The 15,250-nt window shown below is 39.6% G+C and carries 13 protein-coding genes; 1 reads left to right on the top strand and 12 read right to left on the bottom strand.

Going from position 1 to position 15,250, the window contains the following annotated elements; all coding sequences use genetic code 11:
- The 11 genes from AB5903_RS19995 to AB5903_RS20045 all read right to left on the bottom strand — a co-directional run.
- The coding region (locus tag AB5903_RS19995) for a hypothetical protein (protein WP_368118162.1) at positions 1 to 845 on the bottom strand (845 nt) is incomplete at its 3' end.
- Positions 846 to 1,106: 261 nt separating this feature from the next.
- Positions 1,107 to 1,559, bottom strand: coding sequence for a UPF0489 family protein (locus tag AB5903_RS20000; RefSeq protein ID WP_368118164.1), 453 nt, complete (start codon positions 1,557 to 1,559; stop codon positions 1,107 to 1,109).
- A gap of 156 nt (positions 1,560 to 1,715) precedes the next feature.
- Positions 1,716 to 3,119: a mobilization protein gene (locus AB5903_RS20005; protein ID WP_117652900.1), complete on the bottom strand. Its 1,404-nt coding sequence runs from the start codon at positions 3,117 to 3,119 to the stop codon at positions 1,716 to 1,718.
- A gap of 214 nt (positions 3,120 to 3,333) precedes the next feature.
- Positions 3,334 to 4,290, bottom strand: a complete 957-nt coding sequence (locus AB5903_RS20010) for a toprim domain-containing protein (RefSeq protein WP_342988137.1) — start codon at positions 4,288 to 4,290, stop codon at positions 3,334 to 3,336.
- A gap of 212 nt (positions 4,291 to 4,502) precedes the next feature.
- Complete coding sequence (locus AB5903_RS20015; RefSeq protein ID WP_118121495.1) at positions 4,503 to 5,579, bottom strand: AAA family ATPase; 1,077 nt, start codon at positions 5,577 to 5,579, stop codon at positions 4,503 to 4,505.
- 14 nt (positions 5,580 to 5,593) lie between these two features.
- Positions 5,594 to 5,902, bottom strand: coding sequence for a DUF3853 family protein (locus AB5903_RS20020; protein WP_009121544.1), 309 nt, complete (start codon positions 5,900 to 5,902; stop codon positions 5,594 to 5,596).
- A 223-nt stretch (positions 5,903 to 6,125) separates the two neighbouring features.
- Complete coding sequence (locus tag AB5903_RS20025; protein ID WP_009121545.1) at positions 6,126 to 7,163, bottom strand: hypothetical protein; 1,038 nt, start codon at positions 7,161 to 7,163, stop codon at positions 6,126 to 6,128.
- Between the two features lie 11 nt (positions 7,164 to 7,174).
- Complete coding sequence (locus AB5903_RS20030) at positions 7,175 to 8,464, bottom strand: YhcG family protein (protein WP_118773624.1); 1,290 nt, start codon at positions 8,462 to 8,464, stop codon at positions 7,175 to 7,177.
- Positions 8,465 to 8,527: 63 nt separating this feature from the next.
- Complete coding sequence (locus AB5903_RS20035) at positions 8,528 to 9,811, bottom strand: site-specific integrase (protein WP_118773625.1); 1,284 nt, start codon at positions 9,809 to 9,811, stop codon at positions 8,528 to 8,530.
- 484 nt (positions 9,812 to 10,295) lie between these two features.
- A complete protein-coding gene (locus AB5903_RS20040) occupies positions 10,296 to 10,748 on the bottom strand; it encodes a hypothetical protein (protein ID WP_181993394.1) in 453 nt (150 codons plus the stop codon).
- Positions 10,749 to 11,096: 348 nt separating this feature from the next.
- On the bottom strand, positions 11,097 to 12,737 hold the full coding sequence (locus AB5903_RS20045; protein ID WP_272710861.1) for a B12-binding domain-containing radical SAM protein: 1,641 nt from the start codon (positions 12,735 to 12,737) through the stop codon (positions 11,097 to 11,099).
- A 111-nt stretch (positions 12,738 to 12,848) separates the two neighbouring features.
- Here AB5903_RS20045 and AB5903_RS20050 point away from each other — a divergent pair, with 111 nt between their 5' ends.
- On the top strand, positions 12,849 to 14,570 hold the full coding sequence (locus AB5903_RS20050; protein ID WP_272710862.1) for an AraC family transcriptional regulator: 1,722 nt from the start codon (positions 12,849 to 12,851) through the stop codon (positions 14,568 to 14,570).
- A 545-nt stretch (positions 14,571 to 15,115) separates the two neighbouring features.
- Here AB5903_RS20050 and AB5903_RS20055 read toward each other — a convergent pair.
- Positions 15,116 to 15,250, bottom strand: a 135-nt coding sequence (locus AB5903_RS20055) for a transposase (RefSeq protein ID WP_162487357.1), incomplete at its 5' end; no start/stop codon positions are given.

Consider the following 15,250-nt stretch of genomic DNA (forward strand, 5'->3'; position numbering starts at 1 on the left):
GAATATATTGTTTTGGTCTGTATGTCATATTTTAGATTAATATTTAGGATGGAATTTATTAGATTTGCTATATAGAAATTTATATATTCTCCCATTCTAGCTCCAAATCTGATAATTTTATTGCCATTTATATTTTTTATTTCCATGCTGTATATAATATTCAGTGCATCGGATTTGTTAAAACGATGAACATTAGAGGTATAATTGTTTCTTTGTGGCAATGTTTTTTCAATGTAGTTGAAATTAACCAGATTTATGGGTTTTTGATACTTTACATATTCATTCAACAAAGGAATAGTCTTCTGAAATAGATACTTCATTGTTAGAGCTTTAGATTTATCATATTCGCCCCATGGCTCTTTCCGAATGAGATCATTTGATGTGAATATGTGATTGATATGTTGTTCATTCTCATGATTATAAATCTCTACTGAAATTTCATAACTATATGATAATTCAAGATCGTCTCGACCATAACGATAACCGTATGAGTGATGTTGCTGAGAAATTCTTAGTACTTTGATGGAATTGATTATTATGTGGTCAATTTTAATCGGTCTATAGTCTTTTGTCTTTTTTATAATATCAAAATAACCAATTTCGCATTCTGTCCATATTCGTTCTTGGAGGAAAGGGATATTTATAAATGGGAAAATGGTTGAACGAGTATTTTTTAATCTACATATAGGATTTTCACAATAGCATGAGTTATAATCTTTATGTACTATTTTTCTTAGTTTGCACCATTGGCACGTTGAAATGCAAGTGGAATTAGGAAATTCTACTGTTTCTATTTCATTTAGCTTATCTGCTCTAATTATATCGCAATCATTAATAAGTATCATGTCTTTAATAGGGGTATTCAAGATGTATACTAAAATAGCTGTCATTAAAATAAAAAAGAATGTTTCTTATATCTTTTATACTTATATGGCATATAAATATCTAGCTCAGTAGTGATTACTCTCAATATATTGAAAGCATTCCCCCATCCATTACAAAACTCTGGACTAATTGCAATTGTTACAACATCTATTTGGGGCAGTGAGTTTTTTATCTCTTTACAAATATTCTTTATGTATTTTCTTGTGATGAATTGAGAACACTCACCATCTTCTCCCTGTAAAAAAGAAATCTAAGTCAATATTAACAATCCATTGGTCTATATCTTTATGACATTCAGTGAGCCAATAATTAATATTAGTATCTAATTCCCACAAGTTAGGCTCGTATGTATTTATATGCTCAAGACTTGTGCCATTTTGATCCGTTCCATCTTTATGTGTTGCATAATAAATTTGCTGTAGAAGATTGGGGTGTAGTTTGTTAAAAGCATCAATATAATTATCATATCTAATAGCTTGGTTGTTCATGTTATCTTTTAAAGATAAGTAAAAAAAGAAATCTTTATTAATTAATTCACTCCTATTCTCTGCTATAAAATCATCGGTCAGGTTATTTAATAAATCATAGTGTCTGTCAATATGAAATAGTCCATATCTTTTGGATGTGTCTATTTTTTGTAACCAACACCAAGCAGCAGCTAAATGATTATCCATTATGTAAAATTTACCATTGTTGAACAGAAAGTTCATATTATAACAACCCGATGTTTTAAGTTCGTGGTTTTTGTATATCCAGTTCATATTATATATATTATTTTTGTCAGACAAAAATAAGAAAAAACATCCTGATACTTGCTTGATATTATCAAATTATAGCTTTAATCCTCTATTTTTTCTTGGTTCTTCTGTCGTGTGACGTAAACTTTGCCACAATTTTTCCATTTGTTCCTTGAACCAATCTCCAATTGGCTTCTTGTTTATGGTTAGCACAAGTTTACTGCTATCGGTTGGACTTTTCTCTACCTTGAAAATATCGTTCTTGATGTCAAACTTTCGTCTGTGCTCTTCGGAATAGATTTTCCCATTGCATCTGATTGCTTCTTTTTTTGTCAAAAGACTGTTTACCATATCTTTGGTAAATCCGATGGCATAGCAGAGTTTTTCCATTCTCAACATCTCTTTGAGTAAAGGAAACCAGTTGAACGCTTTTTCAAGAATGGTGTTCAATCGTGATATTTCCTTGTCTTTTGCTTCAAGTTCTTGGTTATGTATTCCTTGAAGATCTTGAATCTGTTTGCCATACTGTTCCTGCATATGCTTCATTTGGATTTTCAAACCATTAATGCTTTTATCACGTTTTGCTATTTCCTTATGCAGTTCCGAATTGCTATGCTCCAACTCTTTCAGTTTTCCACTTCCGAAAAGAGAACCGACTCCGCTTGCTATGGCGGTGGCCGCATCGGTGGCTACGCTTTTGAGCTTGTTCGTGCGTATCTCGGATTTTACCTGTTTGAGTTCTTGTTCAGCAAGAGTTACTTGCTGCTCCTTGTGCCTTTGGGTTTCCTCTATACGTTGCAGTTCGGCTTTCTGCTTCTTAATAATGAAGTCGTTCCGTTCCAGATGCTCTTTACCTGTAACAGCTTTTGCCTGCCCACGTTCCATCAGAAGTATATTGGAAGCCAGGGTTTGCATGGTTGCCATATCCTCGTCATTGAGTTTTTGGCTCTTTCCGGTTTCGTGGTTCATCCAATCGAAAACGATATGAGCGTGATAATTCGGCTTGAACCACTTTCCAGCAATTTGGAAACTCTCCCTGTCTTCGGCTTCGGGTTGTCCGCTCAGCCAATGTCCTTCATCTTTGTGCAGGAAGATTTGCAGCGGAGTAATACCCCAGCGTTGTTTGCACTCCTCGCCAAATTTACGCACATCTGCTAATGTGGTGTCTGGCCTGACGAGCAGTACACCTTCACGGATTGGCGAACATCCTGCCACTTTGATTATTTTGCCGTTCTTGCCTTTGCGTTCACGCTCTTTCTCTTGCATGGCACGACCTGTCTTTTCCTTGACCATGCATTTGATGTTATCATAGTGCGTCCGCAAGTCGGGAGTGCCGAAGCTGGGATTTATCCACTGTTCGTTGTCGACAGAGAGTTCAGAAACGATATAGATTTTGGACTTGCCGATGTTACGCATATACTCGGCAGTCCTACGGTTATGAGCCTCGCTTGATGCAATGTTGCAAGGCTTGATATGTATGCTTGATTTTGTTGCCATAGCTGTTCTGTTTTATTGTTCGCAATAGATTGTTTCTTCGCTTCCGCAGTGGGGTTCTTAGGGGTACAACCCATAAGCGGAGATTGCAAAGAGAGGGTCACTCTTTGCTCTGGGTTCTCAGGGGAGAAACGCCCTGAGTGGGTCATTAGGGCAAAGCCCTAATCCCCTCGGGAGAGCCCACAACTACGAAAGCGAAGCGTGTAGTTATAGTGGGCTATAACCGAAAGCCGTTTTTCTTTTTCGGTGACTGGCTGCGCACCCCTTTGACGGATTGGACTTGCCCTTTTCTCTCAGCCTGTTTCTGTAAGTATTCGTTCAAGTCCTTGCATCCGTTGTAAGTCTGCGAAGCGTCACGGATGTATCTGTCTCTGCCGTATTCCTTGCGGATTTGCCGGAGTGCTTCCATGCCTGCATGGTCGTTGTCGAAAAAGCAGTGAATGCGTTCGTAATTGCCCAACGGATAGAGAGCCTTGTTTATATTCGATACGGAATTCAATACAATGTAGTCCTGCCCGTCCAACTCCGGATAATTCGGGCAGCTCTCCTGTCTCAATGTCAAAAAGGAGAGGTAATCCATGAACCCCTCGAATACATAACAGGTATTCCTCGCTTTCCCTGATTGTCTGATGTGGGAGATTTCCTTTGGGGCGATACAGCCCTTGAAATAGCGGTTGCGGATTTCATATCCATCCGATACATTGGGAAAGGCGATGGCAAAGTACCGCTTGCCGTTGTGGGTGAAACGGGCTTCACTACATTCTCTTTTCGCCAGTTCTGTATTTATTCCTCTACCTTGCAAGTAGGCAAGCAGGGCAGGAGATGACAGCGGAACAATCTCCAACTGTTGGAAGCTCGGTTCGGAAGAGTTTTGCTTGCCAAAAGAGAAAGATACCGGGCGCACATATGGTGTCTGTTCCGCTATCCGTTTCAAGATGTAAGGTACATGGTCGGTAGCATACAGGTGTGCAGCCAGTTCAATGATGCCACCACCTTTACCCAAACCGAAGTCATACCATTGTTCTCGTTCGGTATTCACTTTGAACGATGCTTCAGTCTCTTCTCTAAATGGGGATTTGTACCAAAGGTTGATACCTTGTTGTTTTACTGGTGAATAACCCAAACTGTGCAGATAATCCGCTATCCTGATTTGCTTGGCTGTCTGTATATCCATAAAATGATTGTTTTAGTAGTTGGTAAATTGATTTGTTTTTCTTTTCGCCCGTACCTTTTTAGGAAGTACGGTCTATAATCACTTCACTAAATTCTCGTATATATAGGATACGGTAATAAAGTGAAGTGATTTAATCCCATTTCAGAATCACTTCACTATATTCCTAATATATACACCCCGAGAATAAAGTGAAGTGATTGCAGGGAAATGGGCTAATAGTGGAAGTCGGGCATGAAGGTGTATTTCCTGCCGTTCTCCTGCACTATCATCCGCTTGTTGCGGAGCATGGTGATGAGCGATACCGCCTTTTTATGGTTCAGTTTTACACCCACGGACATATAGGTCTTGATTAAAGCATCTTCCAGTTCCTTGTAACCATATTCCTCTTTCAGACCGAATGCGGCTTCCAATGCGATGCGGTGCTGCTGCTCGGTGATATGCCTGTAAGGGTCGAACTTCTCTTCTTCGGGTCTTCCCGGTTTCTTTGTTTCGGGTTTGTAACCTTCTATAAGTTCGGGAAGGGCTTTGTCGTTGATGCGGAACGCAAAAGGCTCAAAGTCCATTGCTCGTATGTGAATGGCTGAAACATGGCTGATGTCACCGTTGCCCTTGTCCTTTTCTACCTGCAATACGGTTTCCGCCTTGTTGTTCAACTCCGTACCGATATGCCCTCTCGCATTCTCATCCCCCTTGTTCTGATGCAGTATCGTATGGATGTGTATCTGCCTGTCGTCCGTCCACTGCATCAGTTTGGATATGATGCGTGTGGATTCACCGGGGCTGTTGATGTCGTACACCATATCACGGATGCCGTCTATGATTACAAGACCAATGTCGGGAGTGTTGTAGATAGCCTGTTCTACAATCCTGATACGTTGCTCAGGCGTGTATTTTCTCAAAGCGAGAAATTCAAGGTTCTCATTGTCCCTGTCATCTGGCAAGCCGGCCATCCGCAAAATGCGTGTCATGACTTTCAGGCAATGGTAAGGGCTTTGTTCTGTATCAACATAAAGCACTTTCCGCTTATCTTCCGGCAGTTCCGCCACATACCGCAACACTGTGCCGTTCTTCAATGCGGCGGCTACGATAGCCGATACATTGAATGTCTTTTTACTTTTGGCTTTGCCGATGGATGCGCTGAAATTGCCCAATGTCCCAATGACAGAACCATGTACTTTGAGGATTTCAGGTGCTTTCTCATAACTTTTCGACAGGCTCAAACGTGAGGCTTGCCAAAGGATAATGGCTTCTTCTGCCGATATGTCCTTAGTCTCTTTAATATAGTCCATAGCCATGCCTCCCGTTATTTTCGTCCTCCTGTTTTCTTCCCGGCCAGTTCAAGGGCAAGCTCCACATCTACGATAATCTTGCGTCCTATCTGGGTGATTGCCTTGTCAATCTTTCCGCTTTTCTTGATGCGGTTGGCGGTGGGCAGGCTGCACCCGAACAGTTTGGCAATGCCCAGTATTCCGTACACATACTTCCTTTCTGTGTCCGTAACGGGCTGTGGCTGCATTTCCGTTTGACCGGAAGCGTGCTTGCTTAAGAATATGAACTCTTCGCCTGTCATCTGCCAGACGGGTTTTGATAATAACTCTTGAAGATTTGTCATCGTCCAATCTATTTAGTCGTTTAACAATCAGCCCTGCGCACTGGCTGTTATTTCTGTTCTCGAACGATGCAAAATTAGGTAGGTTTGTAAGTGGTAAGGATGTGGTTAGTGTAAATGGAATATTTTATTATTTCTTTGAATATCAGACAATAAAAATACCACTCAAAAATTAATTTGAGTGGTAAAAGTGGTTATTTCGTAATATGTCAGGGTATATCACGGATTATCGGAATATTGCGTCCATTTCTTTGGCGAACTTCTGGTTGCTGTCACTTGGGAAATCGGAAACAGGTTCCTTGTATTTTGACTTGTAATAGTTCTCTTCAATATCCAGCATTTTGAGGATATTCTTTTTCCAATTCTCCCTGTCTAGTTTGGGCAGTTGTTCACCCATCAGGAATATCAGGTAGCAGACACGTATTTTCTCTCTCGTTTTTATTTTCAGCTTGCATTTGCCGGGGTGCAGATTCATACAAGCATAGAAATCATATTCGGAAATATTCTCGAATTGTTCTCCTACGCAGGTCGTGTAAACGTGCGAAAGCAACTCCATGTCGAAATATTCGTGTTGTTCCTCTTTGGGTGCTTCTTCTTGCATATCGGGTTCGCTTGGCTTGGTTAGCTCTTCCGGTTTATCTTTAGCTACGGGAATATATTTTGCTAATATTTCCATAAAATGGAAACTCAATTTATAAATATCTCCGCAGCAGTTCTCTATATATTGGAAAGCCTCTTTTCTTGCTTGCTTTTGCAATTCGTAAAGCTTGTCCAGTTCTTCTTTTTCTTTCTCATATTCAGCCTTGCAGCGTTCATATTCCTTTTCGGCTTGCTTTTCTTCTTCTGCCGTATGTTCCCTGTAATCAATAGAATCATATCTGTTATATGCCTCGTTCAAAGGCTTGTTTAGTTTTTGTGTAACCTCCAGTTGTTCCTCTATATCAATATTATATCTATCAGCGAAATGGTAGCACACACGAGAAATTATCTCATCATCAAGCAATGGATATTTTTCGTAAAGCATCATGTTTTTCTCTATCTCGGCTCTTAGACTGTCGAGAATCAGAGTGTACTGTTCTTTCTGCTTGTCAAGTACCAATTCAAGGATAGCGGCTTCAAAAGCTTTTGTGTCATTGTATTGCTTGTAGAAGTTCGTGATGAATTTCTGCTTGTCAAAAGAAAAAGTATGGCTTACAATAAAGTCACTGTATATTCGGTTGAGTTCACCGTATTGGGGAATCATAATCAGTATTTCTCCTGCCATATATCTTGGATTTATGGATTTTTGTCTTTATCAAGAAAGGAAGCCAGTTCTTCTTCCACTTCTTCTATACTTGGCAGAGCCGATTTTAAGTTTTCAGGTATAGCCTTGCTCAGTTGGTAATCGCTGATGCCTATCGGCTGGTCATAGCCTGTCAATGCGTATTGTGCTACAACTTCGTCTTTTCCCTTGCACAGCAACAACCCGATAGTCTTGTTGTCGTTCTCTCCCCTCAGTTTATCATCCACCACATTGATGTAGAAGTTCAGTTGCCCTGCATACTCCGGTTTGAATGGGGTAGCCTTTAATTCTACCACGATATATGCGTGCAGTGGAATAGAATATAGTATCAGGTCTGCATAGAAATCGCTGTTTCCGACTTGGAAATGTTTCTGTCGTGCAACGAAAGCAAAACCATTGCCCATTTCCAGCAAGTAACAGGTAACGTGCTTAACCAACTGTTCTTCTATGTCCCTTTCGTCTGCTTTCTCTTTAGTTCCAGCCAAATCAAAGATGTACGGGTCTTTCAACAGGTAATTGGCGAGGTCGCTTTGCGGTGCAGGAAGCGTAGTGGTGAAATTGTTTACCTTATTATTGCTGATTTGTCTGCTGTACAGGTTGGTCTCAATTTGTATTTTAAGAACATTGCTGCTCCAGCCCATTTCCACAGACTGCTTCATGTACCAATAGCTTACACCCAATGGAATTGAACTGTTAAGCATAATCACATGGCTTGCCCAATTGGTTCTTGCAACAGGTGATGCCATGAATACGCTTTCTATATCCTTAATTTCCATCCGGTAAATATCAGATACGGTTCTGGCAACATTATGAATTTGCGCAAGAGGTTCTTGCGTGATTATAATTTCATTGTTATCAGTGGATTGGATTTGCGCAAGAGGCTCTTGCGTAAATTGCGCATCGTTTAAGTAGCGTACTTCGTCTGCTATTCTCTCCACACTTGGAGCTATCAACTTTGCATCCGTTTCTATGAAACTTTGCAATGCCCTCAAAGGATATGCCTTTGCAAACTGACACATATAGGTAAGGTTGCGTTCCGAATAGCCTTTCTTTTCAGGAAAATTCAGCCGGATAGCTTTTGCCAGTTGCTTGATGATTTTACTTCCCCACCCATGCTGTTGTTGATGATAGAGAATATAGTTGCCCACTTTCCAGTAGTGGAACAGCATTTGCGCATTGGCTGCGATGATTAGTCTTACTTGCGCCTGTTTTATTTCCGAACCGACTGCGTGTATGAACGCATCTAAGTTCGTTTTTTCTATATTGGATTCTTTGTTGCTCATATTGTGATGATAATTTCTACAAATATAGTCATTGGTAACTATCTATGAAACTGTTTGATACTTTTATAGTTGATTAAACTTGTTCATGGCGTTCGCCTTAATATCATCCGCTATGTCAATGTAGGGTTTCATAGCCTTGTAGTCGCTGTGTCCCGTCCATTTCATGACCACCTGTGCTGGGATTCCAAGAGCCAGCGCATTGCAGATGAATGTCCTTCTTCCGGCATGGGTGCTTAACAAAGCGTACTTGGGTGTGACTTCATCTATACGTTCATTCCCCTTGTAGTAGGTTTCCCGTACAGGCTCGTTGATTTCCGCCAGCTCACCCAGTTCTTTCAGATAATCATTCATCTTCTGATTGCTGATGACGGGCAATGCCATGTGATTCTCGAAATGAACATCCTTGTATTTTTCAAGAATGGCTTTGCTGTGGTCGTTCAGTTCGATTATCAGGCTGTCCGCTGTCTTGACTGTGGTAACTTCAATGTGGTCGGGTTTCACATCGCTTCTTTTCAGATTGCGAACATCCGAATATCGTAAACTCGTAAAACAGCAGAACAAGAAAACATCCCTGACACGTTCCAAATACTGCTTGTCATGCGGTATCTGATAATCTTTCAATTTGTTCAGTTCTTCCCACGTCAGGAATATCACCTTTTTAGAAGTGGTTTTCAATTTGGGTTTGAATGTATCGTATGCAATGTTCTGATGGTGTCCTTTCTTGAAACTCCAGCGCAGAAACCATTTGAGGAATCCCATCTGTTTGCCGATGGTGCTGTTTCTCATGTCTTTCTTGTCACGCAAGAAATTGACATATTCGTTCAATCCGAACTCATTGAAGTATTCAAAGGTTACATCTTCTTTGAACTCTTTGAGGTGATTTTTCACTGCTGCAAATTTTTCGTATGTGGATGCCGTCCAATTATTCTGATTGCCACACTCCTTTACAAACTCATCGAACACTTCCCAAAAGCTGACAGGGGCTTCTTCCGTCTGTTCTTCACTTGTATTTTTCATCCGTAAGTTGAACGCATCTTTTAACTGTTGCGTGGTAGGCATGGTTTCCTGTACCTCAAATTCCTTGAACACGTTTTGCATTTCTGCATAGTATTTCAGCAAGTCCGCATTGATTTCGGATGCGCTTTGCTTTAGCTTGTTGGTGCATCCGTTCTTTACCCGTTGTTTGTCGGCATCCCATTTGGCTACGTCAATCCGGTAGCCTGTTGTAAACTCGATGCGTTGGCTTGCGTATATGACACGCATACGGATAGGCACGTTCTCTACGATTGGCACACCGTTCTTCTTCCGGCTCTCCAATGCAAAAATGATGTTACGTTTGATATTCATAATTGGGTGCGTTTGAAATTCTACACCCAAATATACACCCAAAAATTGAAATAGCAAAAGGCATTTAGAAAGATTTAGATTTACTCTGCATTGTAGATAATATATGATTATCAGTGATTTGCAATTTTATGATATTTTCTGAAAGTGTAGGTTCGGGAGCCTGTCTCTCCGCTGGAAAGAATTGCAAAACAAAGAAAATCCCTGTAAATTAATATTTTACAGGGATTTTTTGTTTTTGGTGCATAGCAAAAATAAGCATATCAAAGCATTCTTTCGGTGTACTATTCGGTGTACCTGATCGCTTTTAATACTATTACACCTATTTGGTAATGTAATCATACAGAACAAAATGTAGATATCTAACGTAAGATATACTATCTCTCTTTCTCGATAAAAGTAGTGACAATAAAGTTGTCATAACTATAATAGTTATCGTACATATACTCATATATCTCCATCATTATGGGTTAAGATAGGGATACTGTTAAATGTTATCATGCTTTGCTAATGTCTTTTTTCTCTGTAATAGATGTGAAATGCCTATTGCTAAAAGCAAATAAAAAACAAGAACTTGGTTCGCCAACCATACAAAAATGAAATTATCAATGTTGGGGGGAAGATATGCATCATTAGGCGAATATCTAACCCCATCCCAATATTCTTTTAATTCTTCTATTTTAAAATAGTAGGTGTAAGACCATATGTTAAAACATAACAAAATGATGGTTGAAATTACTCTCAAGGCTATTTTATGCAAAACAATATCCCAAATTACAAATAATAACAGTGCAATTATCAACAAGAATGCTTGTAAAAAAGGAGTGAAATTCATGCCTCCATTTGTATCTACTATACATATAGTCCATCTTAAAATACCTATTATTATTCCAAATAGGAGAAAATAGACCGTATGGTGTATCTTGTTTTTTATGCTCATTTTCCAGAATTGTTGTCAGCTTGGACGTTTGCATACTCTATCCGTATGCAATTCTCACTATTCTTTTCTTTTTTGTATGATGCTCCCTCTCTGTTTCTGAACGTTGTCCATGCAGCCGAAAGTAATATCATATAGCCACAAAGATAAAGAAAGAAATAGAAAAACCGACAGAGTAGTTGGTTCTATTTTATTAAAGTACTTTTCATGGGGATTTATTGCTGTCTTATGTTGCCTGCAACCAGCATTTTCAAGCTTTCGGCAGTGAATTGAGGCAGTGCAGGCTTCGTGGCGTGACAGTTTCTTTTTAGCGGCAATTCATTTTTATTCAACGCAGTAAAATGATATTTGTTATATATCTGTTTTAGCTTTGAATACGGGGAATGTTCTCTGTATTTCTGTTTCAAATCCAAACCAATAACCGCATTTTGTATTTTCATCGAGCGGAAGAAAGCAAAGTCGCAGATTACTTTTATATTCTCCATATATCACTTCCCATTTCTCAGGCGGAATCTGATGTTTGGTTTTTACTTTTTCTGCCGGAGTCTTTTTTAAGGACATGCCAGCTTCTATCCAAGCAATGCTTGCTTGGATTTTATATTCAGGATAGGCCAGTTTGCAATATTCATAAAGTATAAGCCCGCGTTTCTCCAAACTCATAGGCTGGTCTATCAGATTTACCTGTATCAGATATTTAAGGAAGTTATGTAGAAAATCTTTGTCATTTAATATTAACTCTCTGGTTAGTGTATGCCAGGCGGGAGTATTGTAGAAAGCATCTAACAGGCGAGACAGCCGGCGGGCGGTTTGCAGTTCTCCAACGCTGATTTCGTTGGTTTCCAAAACTTCGTAAGGAGGAAAGGGGGAATAGCGTATTCCAAGTTCTTCTGCCCGTCGACGCATTTCCGTACCTGGAAGCAATTTGAGTGATTCTAACTGTATCTCTCCTGCATTGTATCCGGCAAGGGTATATACATCTTCAAATATTTCATAGAGGTGATAGAGGGGAAGTCCGGCAATGAGGTCGGCATGCGTTTCCATATTCGGGAGCGAGCATAGAAATTTCAGCCCTTTTAAGGCATCGGATAATTTTCCCATACGGTGGCTTTGCTCAAGAACAGGTTCGCGCAAACTTTGAATTCCCGCTTCGAGGTGAAGCAGACCTTGTGGCAATTGTTTCAATTCTTCTTTCAGTTCTTCGGAAAGAAGAGCTGGATGTATCTCTAAATGAAAATGTATATCGGGATATTCTAAAAACAGCTGAAGCAGTTCTTTTGCGCGATGCGTATTGTAGTTGAATGTACGGTCGAGTACACGTATGTTTTTGATACCGTGTTCGTGAATGGTTTGAAGCCGTTGGCGGATGTTTTCAATGGAGAGTGTACGTATAGGTTTTTCGCCGCCGCTGACGCAAAAGGCGCATGTGTTGAAACATCCGCGTGTGGTTTCAAGTTGCACAAACGGTTTGTCCCAATTGAAGAAACAGCTTTTTTCGGGTGGAATGAGTCTGGAAAAGTTTAAGACACGGGCTGTTCCATTGTCTCTGTATTGCTTGTCAGTGTCCAAATAGCATAGTCCGGCAATATCATTCCACAGTTCTGGTTGGTTCCAGCAAGTCAGCCATTGGGGAAAGACTTCCTCGCCTTCTCCTCTGAATACGCAGTCCACAAAAGGGTACTTGCGCAGAAATAACTCATTATTTCCGAGGAACTCCGGACCGCCTAATATGAGACATGCTTCGGGAAGTAATACTTTCAGCCTTGAAGTAATATGTAGCAACTGTTCGTGATTGAAAAGCCAGGTTGTTGCAGCTATGATGTCGGGTTTATGGCGGTAAGCTTCGTCTACAACGGTTCCTACATTCTCATTTATCGTGGCAGATACTATTGCCCATTCAATAGATGGGTCGTTTGCTATCTGTGCATGTAGCGCAGGAAGTGCCAATGAAGAATGAGCGTAGGAACTATTTAGGTCTATCCAAAGAATTTTCATATCTGATCTGATTAAGTTTCGTCTTTGCAAAGATAGATGATTTTACTGTTAGGATAAATAAAAAAGTATATATTTGCGAACAGTTAGTAAATCCGAATAGGTTCAAATGCTATGAAAAAATTCCTTTATATCTGTTTCTTATTTTGGGTGAACAGCGTTTTTTTGATGGCTCAGGAAAAAAAAGAGAGTGGACAATCTTCACTTTATACGGATCAATATATTACAGATATATATATGAGTGAACCCGACCGTGCCTTGCAGTTACTGGATGAAGCTGAAAAGAAGAAGGTAATGATGCCTGCGCGCATAAACGATTTGCGGAGTATGGTCTATCGTAATAGATATCAGTGCAAATTGGCTTTTCGTTATGCACGGAGAGCTTATGTTCAGGATTCCATTGCTGGTAATAGTCCTGAACATTTGCTTAAGATGACGATTGCATTGGCGGAGTTATCAAGTTTGTTGAGTGAATATGAGGTGAGTAACCGGTATGTTGTTGAAGGTATCAGGCAAGCGAGGGATATGGAGAATAAGCGGGCAGAGGCTAAACTGTTGTTCTGTATGGGAGAAAATAAGCGTTGGCTGTCTTTTAAAAAGGATGCTTACGAAACATTTGATGAAGCTATTCAACTTTTGAGGGATGCTGACGATGCATATGGTTTGCGTATGCTTTCTTATTTCAACGGGGTTAAAATGAGTTTTTTGATAGATGATGGATTAATAGATGATGCGTTGTCCGTTGGGCTATATCGACAGAAACTGTTGGATAAAATGGAAGGCAAGGAAGGAATACAAGCTGCTTATTTGGACTTACAGAAGTCTTATCTGTATTCCAAACTGGCTTATTTGTATTATTGTTCGGGTGATAAGGAGAAAGCAGAGGAATGTTTTATAAAATATAAGTCTACTTTGGCAGCTTCAACTCCTGCCGGGAAATACGATGCTACTCCCTATTTGTTTGTGACAAGCCGGTATAGGGAGGTTTTAGATAATTGTCGCGAGCTGAAAGAAGTTTTTAGGAGAGAGGATACAATTAATTATCAGTATCGTGACATTTTGTCTAAAGAGATAAAAGCTTATACCGGTTTGAAGGAATATGAAAAGGCAGTGAAGCTAAGTACTGTTTTCATTGCTTTGACTGACAGCATATATCAGCGTGAAAAAACAAATGCGGCATTGGAATTAGAAACCTTGTACGATGTTGATGAGAGAGAAGCCCACATTGCAGAACAAGCTTTAAAATTGAAGATACGGACAATTTCTCTGGCTTTTATTTTTTTTATAGTACTGCTGGTCTTGTTTTTTCTTTGGAAGGTTTGGCTGCAGAATCGTAATATCAAAGAAAAGAACAGGGCATTGGTGAAGTATGTAAATGAGGCGCTGTCAGAGCAAAAGAAGAAACAGCAATCGCCAGGTGAAGATGATAAGTCTATTCTGTATAATGACTTGGATACAGAATCTTCCGACATTGATAAAGAGTATGAAATCAATAAACAGGTCTTTCAGAAATTGGATTCTTTGATAAGGAGAGATGAATTGTATCTTTCTGCAGATTTGTCAAGAGAAGATTTAGTCAGAATGGCGCATATGAATAATACCCGTTTTGCTAAGATGATAAAAGAAAATACGGGTACTAATCTGAGTGGTTATATCAATGAGTTACGTTTGAATCATGCTATACATTTGTTGAAGGAACATCCTGAATATACTTTACGTGCTATAGCTGAGGCTTCCGGCATTAATAGTATGCCTACTTTTCATAGTCTGTTCAAGAATAAAACGGGAATGACACCTTCTGAATTTAAAAAGACCCAAATGGATATGAAACAATAAATTATTGTTATACAATATTATAAGACTTTTCTTTATAAACTTTAGGACATTTCTTTATAGCAAGAGCTTTTAAATTAAGATGCTTCATGCAGAAAAGCTTTTCTTTGCAGTATAAAAACATTGCTACGTATATATTTTGTTGGCTGATGCCATATAATATACGCCAAAGTAATGTATGGATATATTTTATGCAATAATAAACAGGAGTTGAATTTGAGTGCTACTGACGCAGTATATGAAATGCACGAGAACAATTTTCTACGTTCTTTGACTGATTTGAAGAGCCCGGCTCTTTTGCACAGGGGACTGGTTTGGGGTTATCAATATGCAAGTCTATTGTAAAGAGTGCGGGAATGGAATCATAAGTGTTGGTTCCTAATCGGTGTGGAAAGTCTGTTTTGAGTGATTCTATTCTGCTGTTTGCAACTTATTGAAGGGATACTAAAGAGTATTCTAAGTTCTGTTTATTCTGGGGTCCCGTAGGTCGTTGAGATTTGCGGGACTTTTTGGGGTTAGTCTGAAAAAAATCTGTAAGTATGTTAATTTCAGGCTGTTAATTTATATAATCTAAAAATAAAGAATGGCATATCTCCGACTCCCCTAAACTGTGCTCTAAATGCTTTGATTTTAGCATTGAATGACTCTGCTGCGGCATTGGTTGCCCTCCTTTCAAAGAAATT

It is taken from the genome of Bacteroides sp. 2201st1_D9_2201SCRN_220225 (assembly GCF_040928965.1).
GTDB lineage: Bacteria > Bacteroidota > Bacteroidia > Bacteroidales > Bacteroidaceae > Bacteroides > Bacteroides stercoris.

Coding starts and splice junctions, on each gene's coding strand:
- AB5903_RS20000 (WP_368118164.1), bottom strand. CDS start 1,559: ATGGATAATCATTTAGCTGCTGCTTGGTGTTGGTTACAAAAAATAGAC.
- AB5903_RS20005 (WP_117652900.1), bottom strand. CDS start 3,119: ATGGCAACAAAATCAAGCATACATATCAAGCCTTGCAACATTGCATCA.
- AB5903_RS20010 (WP_342988137.1), bottom strand. CDS start 4,290: ATGGATATACAGACAGCCAAGCAAATCAGGATAGCGGATTATCTGCAC.
- AB5903_RS20015 (WP_118121495.1), bottom strand. CDS start 5,579: ATGGACTATATTAAAGAGACTAAGGACATATCGGCAGAAGAAGCCATT.
- AB5903_RS20020 (WP_009121544.1), bottom strand. CDS start 5,902: ATGACAAATCTTCAAGAGTTATTATCAAAACCCGTCTGGCAGATGACA.
- AB5903_RS20025 (WP_009121545.1), bottom strand. CDS start 7,163: ATGGCAGGAGAAATACTGATTATGATTCCCCAATACGGTGAACTCAAC.
- AB5903_RS20030 (WP_118773624.1), bottom strand. CDS start 8,464: ATGAGCAACAAAGAATCCAATATAGAAAAAACGAACTTAGATGCGTTC.
- AB5903_RS20035 (WP_118773625.1), bottom strand. CDS start 9,811: ATGAATATCAAACGTAACATCATTTTTGCATTGGAGAGCCGGAAGAAG.
- AB5903_RS20040 (WP_181993394.1), bottom strand. CDS start 10,748: ATGAGCATAAAAAACAAGATACACCATACGGTCTATTTTCTCCTATTT.
- AB5903_RS20045 (WP_272710861.1), bottom strand. CDS start 12,737: ATGAAAATTCTTTGGATAGACCTAAATAGTTCCTACGCTCATTCTTCA.
- AB5903_RS20050 (WP_272710862.1), top strand. CDS start 12,849: ATGAAAAAATTCCTTTATATCTGTTTCTTATTTTGGGTGAACAGCGTT.